Here is a 203-nt window from a genome sequence, read left to right as displayed (position 1 = left end):
CTATAATAGCCTGTCTAATTATACCATCTACGCCTGATGTTGATATTTCAGGTGTGCATAATTTTTCGTTCTGCCAATAAAATATATTGGAACTAGTGGCTTCAATAACATTACCTTGGCAATTCGTCACAATAAGATCATCTTCGCTGCGTTCATCAAGCTCTGTCCTTAATAGCACTTGCTCAAGCCTGTTAAGGTGCTTA

The 203-nt window shown here is 37.9% G+C and carries 1 protein-coding gene; it reads right to left on the bottom strand.

All coding sequences use genetic code 11. The features are described from left to right. A partial coding sequence (locus tag AACQ14_RS24295) for an aminotransferase class IV (RefSeq protein WP_339366106.1) occupies window positions 1-203 on the bottom strand: 203 nt, incomplete at both ends.

Origin of the sequence: Vallitalea maricola, assembly GCF_036985595.1 — a bacterium.
Taxonomy (GTDB): domain Bacteria; phylum Bacillota; class Clostridia; order Lachnospirales; family Vallitaleaceae; genus Vallitalea; species Vallitalea maricola.
The sequence above is the reverse complement of the archived record's forward strand: the minus strand, read 5'-3'. Positions and strand labels throughout refer to the sequence as shown.